The organism is Variovorax sp. RKNM96 (assembly GCF_017161115.1).
Taxonomy (GTDB): Bacteria; Pseudomonadota; Gammaproteobacteria; order Burkholderiales; family Burkholderiaceae_C; genus Variovorax.
The window spans coordinates 478,372-491,143 of sequence record NZ_CP046508.1; the positions used below are offsets into that span (position 1 = coordinate 478,372).

The following is a 12,772-nucleotide window of genomic DNA, read 5'->3' on the forward strand; positions in this document are numbered from 1 at the left end:
GGTGCACGCATGACTGACCACAGCCCCCTGCGCATCGGCTTCTGCACGGACCTCGCAGGTCCTTATCAAGGCGTGGATGGCCCGGCCGGCGCGGAGGCCATCCGCATGGCGATCGAGGACATGGGCGCAGCCGTGGCGGGTCGCCGTGTCGAGCTGCTGCTGGGGGATCACCAGAACGACCCTGGCAGAGCTGCCGAGATCGCGCGCAAGTGGTACGAGGAAGACGGCGTGGACATGGTCATCAGTGGCGTCAACTCGGACACCAGCCTGGCGATGACCGCCATCGCGGTGAAGCATGGCAAGCCGATCTTCGTCGTCGGCGCCGGCACCTCGATCCAGACACGCGAGCGCTCGGCGTTCCCTGTCATTCAGTACGCCTACGACACCATCGCGCTCGCTACCGTCCCCGGTCTCGCGTTGACGCGGCAGGGGATGAAGCGCTGGTTCTACGTTACCGCCGACTATCAGTTCGGGCGGGAGCTTGAGGCGCATGGCACGGAGGCGGTTCAGGCGGCAGGCGGCGTCGTTGTCGGATCGGTGAAGAACCCGCATGGCGCGGACGACTTCACGCCCTACCTGGAGGCCGCCCGCGAGAGCCGCGCCGAAGTGCTGGGCCTGGCGAACGGCCACGCCGAATTGCTCAAGGCGATGGCGGCGATGGAGAAGATGAACATGACCCATCGGATGAAGCTCGTCGGTCTGCTGACCTTCATCGACGACATCCATCACATGGGCCTGGAGAAAGCACAGGGGCTCTATCTGGCGGACAGCTGGTTCTGGACGCGCGACGCGCAAGCACGACGTTGGGCCGAACGCTTCTTTGCGCGGCGGCAGCGCATGCCTTCTTCGCTGCAGGCGGCCGACTACTCCGCGGCGCTTCAATACCTGAAGGCGGTCGCTGCCACGAACAGCACCGATCCGACGGTCGTCCTGACGTATCTGCGCAAAGCCACGCTCGACGACATGTATGTGAAAGGCGGGCGGATTCGCGAAGACGGGACCATGCTTCATGACATGTACCTGCTGCGCGTCAAGCGCCCGGTGCAGTCCACCGGCGAATGGGATTGCTACGACTTGGTCGAGACGATCGCAGGCGGGGAGGCGTTTCCCTCAGGCGCTGGCCGTCCGTGAAGGCCACAGCACCGACGCGATCGCGACCATCATCAGCGCGACCGCGACCCAGTCCTGCCAGTGCACGACCTCGCCGAGCCACACCGCGCCGCTGAACACGCCGAGCACGGGGATGAACATCACGCTCAAGGTCGAGGCCACCGGCGGCAGGCCGCGCGCCAGGTAGAACCACGCGGCATGCGCGAAGCCGAAGATCAGCACCGCGTTGTAGAGGATCGATCCCCAGGTCACGGAGCCTGGCCAGCGCCACTGGTCGCGCTCGAAAAGCAGCGAGAGCACCGTCATCACGACGGCCGTCATCGCGGTCATCCAGAACGAGAGCGTGAGCGTCGGCAGCCCGATGCGCGTGTGGCGCAGCAGTTGCGTGCCCAGCGCCCATGTCGCCGCGGCCACCAGTGCGAGCGCCACGTAGCCCGGGCGTCCCGCGAGGTCGGTGAGCTCGTGCCACAGCAGGAGGCCCACGCCGACTGCGCAGGCACCCACGCCGATCCATGAACGCCGCATGAGCACGGCGGAGAACAGCAGCGCGCCGATCACCGCCGAGAACACCGGCATCGTGTACCCCAGGATCGCCGCGCGCCCGCCCGAGAGCGCCTTCACCGCGAGGATGATGCAGGCGTGCCAGACGAACATGTTGGTCGCGCCCAGCCACACCAGCTCGGGCCACGCGCTGCGCGGCACGCGGAACGGCACCTTCATCCACACCAGCGCGAGGCCCAGCACCGGCAGGCCCAGCCAGATCGAGATCGCGCGGAAGGCGAGCGGCGGATAGTCGGCCACGCCGAGCTTCATCACCGGCCAGTTGAAACCCCAGGCGAGGGTCAGGAGAACGAGCAGGACGAACTGGCGCGGAGTGAAGGAAGGCATGAACAGGTCTGAGGCTTACAGCAGACGCTTGAGATAACGCCCCGTGTGACTCGCCTCGTTCGCCGCGACGTCTTCCGGCGTGCCTTCGCCCACCACCGTGCCGCCGCCCGCACCGCCTTCGGGGCCCATGTCGATGAGCCAGTCGGCCGTCTTGATGACATCGAGGTTGTGCTCGATCACGACGATCGTGTTGCCCGCATCGCGCAGCTGGTGCAGCACCTTCAGCAGCAACTCGATGTCGGCGAAGTGCAGGCCGGTGGTCGGCTCGTCCAGGATGTACAGCGTGCGGCCCGTGTCGCGCTTGCTGAGTTCGAGCGCGAGCTTCACGCGCTGCGCCTCGCCGCCCGAGAGCGTGGTGGCCGACTGGCCGAGCTTGATGTACGAGAGGCCCACGTCGAGCAGCGTGCGCAGCTTGCGCTCGATAGTCGGCACGGCCTTCAGGAACTCGTGCGCGGTCTCGACCGTCATCTCGAGGATCTGCGCGATGTTCCTGCCCTTGTACTGGACCTCGAGCGTCTCGCGGTTGTAGCGCTGGCCGTGGCAGACCTCGCAAGGCACGTACACGTCGGGCAGGAAGTGCATCTCGACCTTCACCACGCCGTCGCCCTGGCAGGCCTCGCAGCGCCCGCCTGCCACGTTGAAGCTGAAGCGGCCCGGGCCGTAGCCGCGCTCGCGCGCGGTGTTGGTCTCGGCCATCAGTTCGCGGATGGGCGTGAAGAGGCCCGTGTAGGTGGCCGGGTTGCTGCGCGGCGTGCGCCCGATGGGGCTCTGGTCGACGTTGATGACCTTGTCGAAATACTCGATGCCCTCGACCGACTCGTGCGCGGCCGGCTCTTCGTGCGCGCGGTACAGCGTGCGGGCCACGGCGGTGTAGAGCGTGTCGTTCACCAGCGTCGACTTGCCCGAGCCCGAGACGCCGGTCACGCAAGTCAACAGACCGACGGGGAAGGCCACGCTCACGTTCTTCAGGTTGTTGCCGGTGGCGCCAACCACGCGAATCTCCTGCAGGTCGGTCTGCGAGGCGATGTGCGCCGCTTCGCGTGCCGCGCGGCGCTCGGCCGCGGGGCTCTGCGGAAAGCGCGAGGCTTTCTTGCCTTCGTTGAAGGCCGGCTTCTTCACAGCCGGCAGCCACGCGGTGCGGTGCTTGGGCACCTCGATTTTCTTCGTGCCCGAGAGGTACTGGCCGGTGAGCGAATCGGGGTTGGCCGACACCTCGGCGTAGGTGCCCTGCGCCATCACGCGGCCGCCGTGCACGCCGGCGCCGGGGCCCATGTCGATCACGTGGTCGGCGGCGTGGATCATGTCCTCGTCGTGCTCGACCACGATCACGCTGTTGCCGATGTCGCGCAGGTGCTTCAGCGTGCCGATGAGCCGGTCGTTGTCGCGCTGGTGCAGGCCGATGCTGGGCTCGTCGAGCACGTACATCACGCCCGTGAGGCCGGAGCCGATCTGCGAGGCCAGGCGAATGCGCTGCGCTTCACCGCCCGAGAGCGTCTCGGCGCTGCGGTCCAGGCTCAGGTAGTTGAGGCCCACGTCGTTGAGGAATTTCAGGCGCAGGCCGATCTCGCGCACCACCTTGTCGGCGATGTCGGCCTTGGCGCCGCGCAGCTTGAGCGTCTGGAACCAGGCGAGCGAATCGCGCAGCGTGAGGTGGCTCAGCTCGAAGATCGCCATGCGGGGCGGCTCGCCGCCATCGGCCGGGCGCGCCGATTCATCGACCAGGAACACGTTGCGCGCCTCGGGCCGCAACCGCGAGCCGCCGCAGTCGGGACACGGCTGCAGGTTGCGAAAGCGCGCGAGATCTTCGCGCACCATCACCGAATCGGTCTCGCGGTAGCGCCGCGTCATGTTGGGGATGATCCCCTCGAAGGGATGCTTCTTCGTGAGCTTCTTGCCTGCGAAGTTGCCCGACTCCATGGTGTAGTTGAACTTGATCTCTTCGGCCGCCGAGCCGTTCAGCAGCACCTGCTGCACCGAGGCGGGCAGCGATTCGAAGGGCGCATCGACGTCGAACTTGTAGTGCTTCGCAACGCTCTCGATCATGCTGAAGTAGTAGCCGTTGCGGCGGTCCCAGCCCTTGATGGCGCCGCTGGCGATCGAGAGCGACGGGAAGGCCACCACCCGCGCCGGATCGAACACCTCGCGATGGCCGAGGCCGTCGCAGCTCGGGCAGGCGCCCACGGGCGAGTTGAACGAGAAGAGGCGCGGCTCCAGCTCCGACAGCGAGTAATGGCAGATCGGGCAGGCGAACTTGGCGTTGAACAGGTGCTCCTTGTCGGCCGCACCCTCGGCGCCTAGCTCCAGCGCAATGGCGCGGCCTTCGGCCAGGCGCAGCGCGGCCTCGAAGCTCTCGGCCAGGCGCTGCTGCATGTCGGGGCGCGCGCGCAGGCGGTCGATGACGACGTCGATGTCGTGCTTCTCGGTCTTCTTGAGCTTGGGGAGGTCGTTGTATTCGTAGGTCTGGCCATCGACGCGAAAGCGCACGTAGCCCGCAGCCTGCATCTCGGCGAAGAGCTCGAGGAATTCGCCTTTCTTCTCGCGCGCGACGGGTGCCAGGATCAACAGACGCGGCTCGTCGGGAATGGCCAGCGTCGCATCGACCATCTGCGAGACCGTCTGCGCCTGCAGCGGCAGGTGGTGGTCGGGGCAGTAGGGCGTGCCGGCGCGGGCGTACAGGAGGCGCAGGTAGTCGTGGATCTCGGTCACCGTGCCCACGGTGGAGCGCGGGTTGTGGCTGGTGGCCTTCTGCTCGATGCTGATCGCGGGCGACAGGCCCTCGATGACGTCGACGTCGGGCTTGTCCATGAGCTGCAGGAACTGCCGCGCATAGGCCGAGAGGCTCTCCACATAGCGCCGCTGCCCTTCGGCATACAGCGTGTCGAAGGCCAGGCTCGACTTGCCCGAGCCCGACAGGCCGGTGATGACCACCAGCTTGTTGCGCGGGATGTCGAGGTCGACGTTCTTCAGGTTGTGGGTGCGCGCACCGCGGATGCTGATGCGCTGCTGCGCCAGCACCGCGCCGAGGTAAGTGTCGCGTTCGCGTTGTGCGTCGCGTGCGCTTTCCTCTTGGGCGGCGAGTTCTTCAGTGGCTTTGGAATTCAAGGGGGCGATCGTCCGAGGGCAACCGGACATGATAGTCCGTGCGGCATTTCATGGCGAATGGGCGGCTTCTGGTGCTTTCATGGCCGCATCGCTGGCCGGCGCGTTCCGCGGGCCCGGCGGCAGCGCCCCGCCGGCCGGCATCGGGCACAATCTAGGGTTCCTTTCAACCTCCTCCTTCATCTACTTATCAGGGGCAGTGCATATGGCATCGGTCAATAAAGTCATCGTCGTCGGCAATCTGGGGCGCGACCCCGAAATGCGTACCTTCCCGAGCGGCGACCAGGTCGCGAACGTCACAGTGGCCACCACCGATCGCTGGAAAGACAAGCAAAGCGGCGAAATGCGCGAAGCCACCGAATGGCACCGCATCGTCTTCAACGGCCGCCTGGCCGAAATCGCCGGCCAGTACCTGCGCAAGGGCTCGCAGGTCTATGTCGAAGGTTCCTTGCGCACGCGCAAGTGGACCGACAAGGACGGCATCGAAAAGTACACCACCGAAATCCGCGCCGACCAGATGCAGATGCTGGGCAGCCGCCAGGGCCAGGGCGGCCCGTCGGGCGGTCCGGAGGACGATGGCGGTTATTCGCAAGGCGGCGGTGGCGGTGGCTACTCGCAGGGCGGCAATGGCGGCGGCGGTGGTGGCTACGCCCCCCGCGCTCCCGCAGCGGCACCCCGCGCACCCTCGGCCGCGCCGCGTCAGGCACCGGCCAAGTCGTCGTCGGGATTCGACGACATGGATGACGACATTCCGTTCTGATCCGACGGCTCTCTCCTGCATGACCGAAGCCCCCTCATTGCCGCTTCGGTCATGCGTCTTGCCCCGGACATCCTCGTCCCCGGCAATAACTTGAACCCCGCCCCGCAGTCCGCGCCCCGATGAACTTCCCCGTGGTGCGCCAACTGCATGCGTGGTTCTTCGACGGCTTCTCGAAATACCGCGCGGCTCCGCTGTGGGCCAACGTGGTGCTGGCCGTCTCCATCGCCCTGCTGGCGGTCATGATCGTCTTCTTCGGCGGCTCCTCCGCCGCGCCGGGCGTGCCGGCAACGCAGATCACCCACGCCGACTGGCAGGTCACCGAGGCGCCGGGCTTTCGCGAACCTTCGCTCGTCATGGACAGCCGGGCCCTGCCCGACACCTGGCAGCCCATCGAGCTGCCCCTGTCCCTGCCCATCGCGCTGCTGCGCCAGGCCGACGGCCGCTTCATCGCCAGCGCGACGCGCACCACCTGGCTGCGCGTGTCGGTGCGCGACCTGCCCGTTTCCACCGGCCCGCTCGCGCTGTACGGCGTGCGCATCAAGACCGACGGCACCATCGCGGTGTATGCCGACGGCCGGCTGGTCCACCGCGCGCAGGAGAGCGGGCCGCTGTGGAACAGCACTCGCACGCCGCTGTGGGTGGTGATCGAGAAGACGCCCGATGCGGTGCCGCTCAGGGAAATCCTCATCCGCCTGGAGCACACGCGCAATGCGCAGGTGGCGGTGTCCTCGCTGTGGCTGGGACCGGTCGATTCGCTGAAGGACCGCTTCAACAAGCGCCTGTGGTTCCAGCAGGACCTGCCCGCCATGCTCGGCGCGGCCTTCATGGCCGTAGGCCTGTTCGCGCTGTTCGTGTGGTTCCGGCGCCGGCACGAAACCGGCTACCTGCTTTTCTTCAACCTCGCGACCACCTCGTTCCTGCGGAGCCTCCATTTCTACGTGGGCCTGCCGGTGGCCAACGACTGGTTCGCCTGGCTCACGGTCAACTCGCTGTTCTGGCTGGTCGCGGTGGTGCATTTCGCGCTGCGCCAGTTGCACGGCCGCCCGCTCAAGTGGCTGACGTTCGGGGTGGTCGGTTGGACCGCGCTGATCGGCGTGCTGACGCTGCCGGGCCTCGGCATCTTGACGAACACCCCGCAGGTCACGCCGCTCATCTACATCGGCGCGGCCTTCATGGGCGGTGCCGTCGCGCTGGTGGGCGGCATCAGTGCCTGGCGCCGCTCGAACGAGGGCCGGCTGGTGGCCGTCGGCATCGGCATGTGCGTGCTGCTGGGCCTGTCCGACTGGCTGCTGCAGAACAACTTCGCGAGCCCCGAGGGCTGGTACCTGGGGTCCTACACCAACGCCGTCACTTTTGCCGTCTTCGGCACGCTGATGTACCGACGCTACGTCAACGCCATCGCCGAGGTGGAACTGGTCAACGCCAGCCTGGCCGAGCGCCTGCAGGCCCGCGAGGCCGAGCTCGAGCAGAGCCACCGCCGGCTGCGCGAGGTCGAGAAGCGCCAGACCATCAGCGACGAGCGCCAGCGCCTGATGCAGGACATGCACGATGGCCTCGGCTCGTCGCTCATCAGCGCGATCCGCTCGGTGGAGAACGGGCGCCTCAGCGACGAGAAGGTGTCGCACATCCTCAGAAGCTGCCTGGACGACCTGAAGCTCACCATCGACTCGATGGAGCCGCTCGAAGACGACCTCTTGCTGCTGCTGGCCACGCTGCGCTACCGCCTCGGCCCCCGGCTGGAGAGCTCCGGCGTCGCGCTGCGCTGGGAGGTGCAGGAGATCCCGCCGCTCGACTGGCTCGACCCGACCAGCGCGCTGCACATCCTGCGCATCGTGCAGGAGAGCATCGCCAACATCCTGCGCCACACGCGCGCCACCGAGATCCGCGTGGGCACCATGCCCGAGGCCGGCGGCGTGCGCGTGACCATCGAGGACAACGGCCAGGGCTTCGACGTCGACAAGGCGATGGCCGAGGCCGGCGGGCGCGGCATGCAGAACCAGCTGCGCCGTGCGCAGGCTGTCGGCGGCGGCGTCAGCTGGCGCTCGGGGCCGACGGGCACGATCTTCACGCTGTGGCTGCCGCTGCAGCGCAAGTCGCGGAAGGGCTAGCGGAGCGGCCTGGCTGACTGCTCGTCAGTCGGCGCCTGCGTGTCCCTGGTGCTGGGGGAGGTCGTCGTTGATGGTGAACCAAGGCGCCTTCGAGCCGACGAAGATGTGCGCGCTCGGCCGGATCGACGGATCGTCGACCAGCGTGCCCAGGGTGACGTGCACGAACATGCCCTCGCGCACCACCGAATAAAGGAACGAGCCGCACTTGCCGCAGTGGATGTCACCGGCGTTTGCCTCGCCGTGGATCAGGATCTGGTCGCTGCCCTGCGTGAGCGCCAGCTTGTGCCGCTCGATGCCGGCAAAGGGCTTGAAGGCCGAGCCCGTTCCGCGCCGGCAGTCCGCGCAGTGGCAGTTGAGGGCGTAGGTGAATTCGTCGGCCACCGCGTAGTGGACGGCGCCGCACAGGCACCGGCCGGCGAGGGTGCGGGCGGTCGATGCGTCGGGGCTCGTCACTTGCATCTCCTGCAACAACTGCGCAGGGTTTCAGCCCGCCAGGCCCACGTACACGTTCTGCACATCGTCGTTCGCGTCGATGGCTGCGAGGAAGACTTCGACTTCCTCCAGGTCCGCGGCGCTCAGGCTCGCCGGATCTACCGGGTTCTTCGGCTTGTAGCCGAGCTTGGCCGACAGCACGGTGAAGCCCTGCGCCGGCAGCGCGCGGCTCACGAGGTCGAGGTCGGTCGGGTCGGTCAGGAAGACCGTGGCGTTGCTTTCGCCGGCCGGCTCGAAGTCTTGCGCACCGGCTTCGATGGCGGCGACCTCGGGGTCGGCGGTCGCGTTGGCGGGTTCGGCCTCGATCATGCCGACGTGGTCGAAATCCCATGACACCGAGCCCGAGGTGCCCAGTTGCCCCTTGCGGAACAGCACGCGCATTTCAGGCGCGGTGCGGTTCACGTTGTCGGTGAGGCACTCGACCATCACCGGCACGCGGTGCGGCGCGAAGCCTTCGTAGATCACATGCTCGAAATGCACCGCTTCGCCCGTGAGGCCCGCGCCCTTCTTGATGGCGCGGTCCAGCGTGTCCTTGGGCATCGAGACCTTGCGGGCCTGCTCGACCACCAGCCGCAGGCGCGAATTGGAGGCCGGGTCGGCGCCGTTGCGCGCGGCCATCATGATTTCCTTGGCGAGCTTTCCGAACAGGCGGCCCTTGGCATTGGCGGCCAGGTCCTTGTGCTTTGCTTTCCACTGTGCGCCCATGGCTGATGTTCCTTCGATTCGGGGCGACTACTGTAGCCGCAGCGCGCCGGGCCGCAGTTTTCTCCAAGTTCCGGCGGCGGGGCGCCGCTACGCTCGACCCGTTCCTTCTCATATCCATCGATCCAGACGACACACCATGCCCGCCATCGAAACAAGACAACAGCGAACGGAAACCTTCCACCGGCTGCACGCCGGCCCCGCGCCCCTGGTGCTCGTGAACGCGTGGGATGCGGTCAGCGCGCGCATCGTCGAGCGCGCCGGGGCGAAAGCCATCGCCACCACCAGCGCGGGCATTGCGTGGGCGCTCGGCTATTCGGACGGCGAGCGCGTGCCGGTGGACGAACTGCTCGCGGCCACCGCGCGCATCTGCCGCGTGGCCGACGTGCCGGTCACCGTCGACATCGAACGCGGGTTCGGCGACAGCACGCAAGCCGTGTGCGACGTGGTGCGCGCGCTCATCGACATGGGCGCGGCCGGTGTGAACATCGAAGACGGCACGCTGCCCGGCACGCGAGAGCTCGCGCCGCCGGAGATCCTGTGCGAGCGCATCGAGGCTCTGCGCCGGCTCGATGCCCGCTTCTTCATCAATGCCCGCACCGACACCTATTTCGTCGCCAACGACGACCCCGCCGCTCGTTACGAAGACACGCTGCGGCGCGCCCGGCTCTACGCATCGGCCGGCGCCGACGGCATCTTCGTGCCGGGCATGTCGAAGCTCGACGAAATCGCGGGCCTGGCTGCGGCGGTGCCCTTGCCGGTGAACGTCTATGCCGGCCACACCCAGGCGCCGTCGGTGGCAGTGCTCGCAGGCGCCGGCGCGCGCCGCATCAGCCTGGGCTGCGGCCCGCTGCAGGCGGCGCTCAGGCTGCTCGACCGCATCGCCGCCGAGGCTTTCGACGGCGGCGACGCCGGCTTTCGCGCGATGGGCGCGGGGATGCTGTCCGCCGGCGAGATCAACGGCCTTTTTTCCGGCACGCCCTGAGAAAGATCGCAGAAGGGCTTGGGGTACAGTGGCGACCCCTTGCCGCAGCCGACCTCCACCGCCCCCCTCGTCCCGCACAGCATCCGCCTCGAATCGGTCACGCTGGTTCGCGGCGAACAGCGCGTTTTCGACGGGCTGACGCTCGGCCTCGACGAAGCGCGCATCGGCCTCGTCGGCGACAACGGCGCCGGCAAGAGCAGCCTGTTCCGCCTCATCAGCGGGCTCGACCAGCCGCAGCAGGGACGCGTCGTGGTGCATGGCTGCGATACACAGGGGACGCAGGCCGACCGCCGCCAGCTCTCGCAGCATGTGGGGCTGATGTTCCAGAACCCCGACGACCAGATCATCTTTCCGACTGTGGCCGAGGAGCTTGCGTTCAGCCTCACCGCGCGCGGAGAAGCGCGACAGGCGGCGCGCGAGCGGGCGCGCGAATTCCTGGCGGAGCGCGGGCTCGACGCATGGGCCGGCCGCGCCATCGGCGAACTGAGCCAGGGCCAGCGCCAGCAGGTGTGCCTGCTCGCGCTGCAGATCGGCCAGCCGGCCACGCTGCTGCTCGACGAGCCCTTCGCGAGCCTCGACCTGCTGAGCCAGGCGCGGCTCGCGGCGCAACTCGAGGCCACCGGCCAGCAGATCGTCGTCTCCACGCACTTGCTCGAACACGTCTACGACTTCGAGCGCGTGCTGTGGCTCGAACAGGGCCGGGTGCGCGCCGACGGGCCGGGCCGCGAAGTCTGCGAGGCCTATGCGGAGAACGTGCGCCAGCGCGCCGAGGCCGAGCGGGGTGCCGGCCGTGCGTAGCCTCTACTCGTCGCATCCGACCTGGATGCATGCGCTGCCGGCGTGGGTCAAGCTCGCGGTGCTTTCGGTGTGCGGCACGCTGCTGGTGCTGGTCGAGCGGCCCGTGCATCTGGGCATCGCGTGCATCGTGGTGCTGCTGCTCTTTGCATCGCTCGGCCGCACGGCGTGGCTGCGTGTGCGGATGCTGGTGGGCATCGCGATCGCCTGCGCGCTGATCGTGGGCTTTCACTGGTTCCTGGGCACGACCTTGCTTGGCGTGGCGAGCGCGCTGCGCCTGGCCAGCGCGGCCGTGCTCGCACTGATGCTCACGCTCACCACCCGCTTCGAAGACCTGCTGGTCGTGCTCGAGACCGTGATGCAGCCGCTGCAGCGCTTCGGCGTGCCGACCGAGCGGATCGCGCTCGGCATCGGCCTGATGCTTCGCTTTGCCGAGAACTTCTATGTGCAGTGGCAGCGTCTGGACGACGCCTACCGCGCTCGCGCGGGCCACGGCGGCGGGTTGCGGCTGCTGGCGCCGCTGACCATCCGCACGCTGCAGACCGCCGAGCGCGTGGCCGATGCGCTGGCTGCGCGGCTGGGGCGCTAGCCCGCGCGCGCGGCGCAGAATCCGACGAACACCCCTCTTCCGAATCCGACATGACCACCACCGGCTCCATCACCTCGTCCCGCTCGCTCTCGTACATCGCGCTGTTCGCCGCACTGATGGCGGTGTTCGGCCTGATCCCGAAGGTCGACCTGCCGTTCGGCGTGCCGATCACGCTGCAGTCGCTGGGTGTGATGCTGGCCGGCTGCCTGCTGGGGCCGCGGCGCGGCTTCTTTGCGATTGCGCTGTTCCTGCTGGCGGTGGCGCTTGGGCTGCCGCTGCTGCCGGGCGGGCGCGGCGGGCTGGCGGTGTTCGTCGCGCCGGCCGGGGGCTTCCTGTTCGGCTGGATGTTCGGCGCCTTTGCCTGCGGCCTCCTGATGCGCCGCATGGCGGGTGCGACGGGCAAGGGACTGCTGGCGGCGGCGTTTTTCGCGTCGGTGGTCGGCGGGATCGTGGTGGTCTATGCCTTCGGCATCGTCGGACTCTCGCTGATCGCCCACATGTCGCTCACGCAGGCGGCGCTGGCGATGCTGGTCTTCATTCCCGGGGACCTCATCAAGTGCGGCATCTGCGCGATGCTCGTGCAGACGGTGATGCGCGGCATGCCGAGCTGGCGGCTCGACCGCGATTGACGGATCGCTACAGGCCGCGCCGCTTGAACACGGTGCGCGAGAGGTAGTCCTTGCGCGGGCCCTTCACCAGGTGCTCGATGACGAACGAGCCGTCCGCGCGGAACCGGTAGACGCTGTCGTACTGGTCGGCAATGCAGAGGTGGCCGGCCGATCCGACAAGCTCGTCGCCTTTGCGCACGATGACGATGGCGTGGAAGAGGCGCAGCGGGGTCTCGGCGAAGAAGACCGAGAAACCGTCCGGGCTGCGTTCGAAGACGTACTCGCGGTGCCCGTCGAACGCTTGCCCGTCGGGCAGCTGGATCCGGCCCTCTTCGCGGTATTTCAGCTGGCCGGTGTCGAGCCGCGCGAACCGGGCGATCCCGACCATCGTGGCCTTGCCTTCGATGCTGCGGTCCAGGTCCCAGGCGCCTTCCAGCCGGTCGAAGACCATGTCCGGCGTGCCCCAGGAGGCAAGGGGCAGGAGGGGCGTCGTTTCCATGCGCGAACTGTAGGTCAAACCGAAGTTCGCTGACTTTTGAGTATTGATTGTTTCGGTTTCGTGAACGCCGCGGTTCCTTTTGCTAAGGGTTTTCACGTAGATGGCGTCGCACAATACATCCACAGACCGGCCCCCAA

General features: G+C 67.8%; 12 protein-coding genes. 7 read left to right on the top strand and 5 right to left on the bottom strand.

Features of this window, described 5'->3' with window-relative positions:
• Positions 1 to 9 precede the first annotated feature (9 nt).
• Positions 10 to 1,131, top strand: a complete 1,122-nt coding sequence (locus tag GNX71_RS02230; protein ID WP_206176819.1) for an ABC transporter substrate-binding protein — start codon at positions 10 to 12, stop codon at positions 1,129 to 1,131.
• On the opposite strand, the gene GNX71_RS02235 is transcribed toward GNX71_RS02230, so the two are convergent.
• Positions 1,111 to 1,998 (bottom strand): DMT family transporter, encoded by an 888-nt coding sequence (locus GNX71_RS02235; protein ID WP_206176820.1) that lies wholly within the window; start codon positions 1,996 to 1,998, stop codon positions 1,111 to 1,113. The two genes, GNX71_RS02230 and GNX71_RS02235, sit on opposite strands and share 21 nt — an antisense overlap.
• Positions 1,999 to 2,013: 15 nt before the next feature.
• Positions 2,014 to 5,130, bottom strand: coding sequence for an excinuclease ABC subunit UvrA (uvrA, locus tag GNX71_RS02240; RefSeq protein WP_206176821.1), 3,117 nt, complete (start codon positions 5,128 to 5,130; stop codon positions 2,014 to 2,016).
• A 172-nt stretch (positions 5,131 to 5,302) separates the two neighbouring features.
• Here uvrA and ssb point away from each other — a divergent pair, with 172 nt between their 5' ends.
• Positions 5,303 to 5,857 (top strand): single-stranded DNA-binding protein, encoded by a 555-nt coding sequence (gene ssb, locus GNX71_RS02245; RefSeq protein WP_206179318.1) that lies wholly within the window; start codon positions 5,303 to 5,305, stop codon positions 5,855 to 5,857.
• Positions 5,858 to 6,096: 239 nt separating this feature from the next.
• Positions 6,097 to 7,965, top strand: coding sequence for a sensor histidine kinase (locus GNX71_RS02250; protein WP_241027294.1), 1,869 nt, complete (start codon positions 6,097 to 6,099; stop codon positions 7,963 to 7,965).
• Positions 7,966 to 7,989: 24 nt separating this feature from the next.
• Here the strand turns inward: GNX71_RS02250 and GNX71_RS02255 are convergent, their stop codons facing one another.
• Together GNX71_RS02255 and GNX71_RS02260 are read right to left on the bottom strand one after the other, a co-directional pair.
• Positions 7,990 to 8,418: a GFA family protein gene (locus GNX71_RS02255; protein ID WP_241027135.1), complete on the bottom strand. Its 429-nt coding sequence runs from the start codon at positions 8,416 to 8,418 to the stop codon at positions 7,990 to 7,992.
• Between the two features lie 30 nt (positions 8,419 to 8,448).
• Positions 8,449 to 9,162: a YebC/PmpR family DNA-binding transcriptional regulator gene (locus GNX71_RS02260; RefSeq protein WP_206176824.1), complete on the bottom strand. Its 714-nt coding sequence runs from the start codon at positions 9,160 to 9,162 to the stop codon at positions 8,449 to 8,451.
• A 136-nt stretch (positions 9,163 to 9,298) separates the two neighbouring features.
• On the opposite strand from GNX71_RS02260, the gene GNX71_RS02265 reads away from it, so the two are divergent.
• From GNX71_RS02265 to GNX71_RS02280, 4 genes are read left to right on the top strand one after another with little or no spacing between them, the layout of a single operon-like run.
• Positions 9,299 to 10,144, top strand: a complete 846-nt coding sequence (locus GNX71_RS02265; protein WP_206176825.1) for an isocitrate lyase/phosphoenolpyruvate mutase family protein — start codon at positions 9,299 to 9,301, stop codon at positions 10,142 to 10,144.
• A 39-nt stretch (positions 10,145 to 10,183) separates the two neighbouring features.
• On the top strand, positions 10,184 to 10,942 hold the full coding sequence (locus GNX71_RS02270) for an ABC transporter ATP-binding protein (protein WP_206176826.1): 759 nt from the start codon (positions 10,184 to 10,186) through the stop codon (positions 10,940 to 10,942).
• On the top strand, positions 10,935 to 11,528 hold the full coding sequence (locus tag GNX71_RS02275; protein ID WP_206176827.1) for an energy-coupling factor transporter transmembrane protein EcfT: 594 nt from the start codon (positions 10,935 to 10,937) through the stop codon (positions 11,526 to 11,528). Before GNX71_RS02270 ends, GNX71_RS02275 begins: the two co-directional genes overlap by 8 nt.
• A 50-nt stretch (positions 11,529 to 11,578) precedes the next feature.
• Positions 11,579 to 12,157, top strand: coding sequence for a biotin transporter BioY (locus GNX71_RS02280; protein ID WP_206176828.1), 579 nt, complete (start codon positions 11,579 to 11,581; stop codon positions 12,155 to 12,157).
• A gap of 7 nt (positions 12,158 to 12,164) precedes the next feature.
• On the opposite strand, the gene GNX71_RS02285 is transcribed toward GNX71_RS02280, so the two are convergent.
• Positions 12,165 to 12,635: a DUF6314 family protein gene (locus GNX71_RS02285; protein WP_206176829.1), complete on the bottom strand. Its 471-nt coding sequence runs from the start codon at positions 12,633 to 12,635 to the stop codon at positions 12,165 to 12,167.
• Positions 12,636 to 12,772 lie beyond the last annotated feature (137 nt).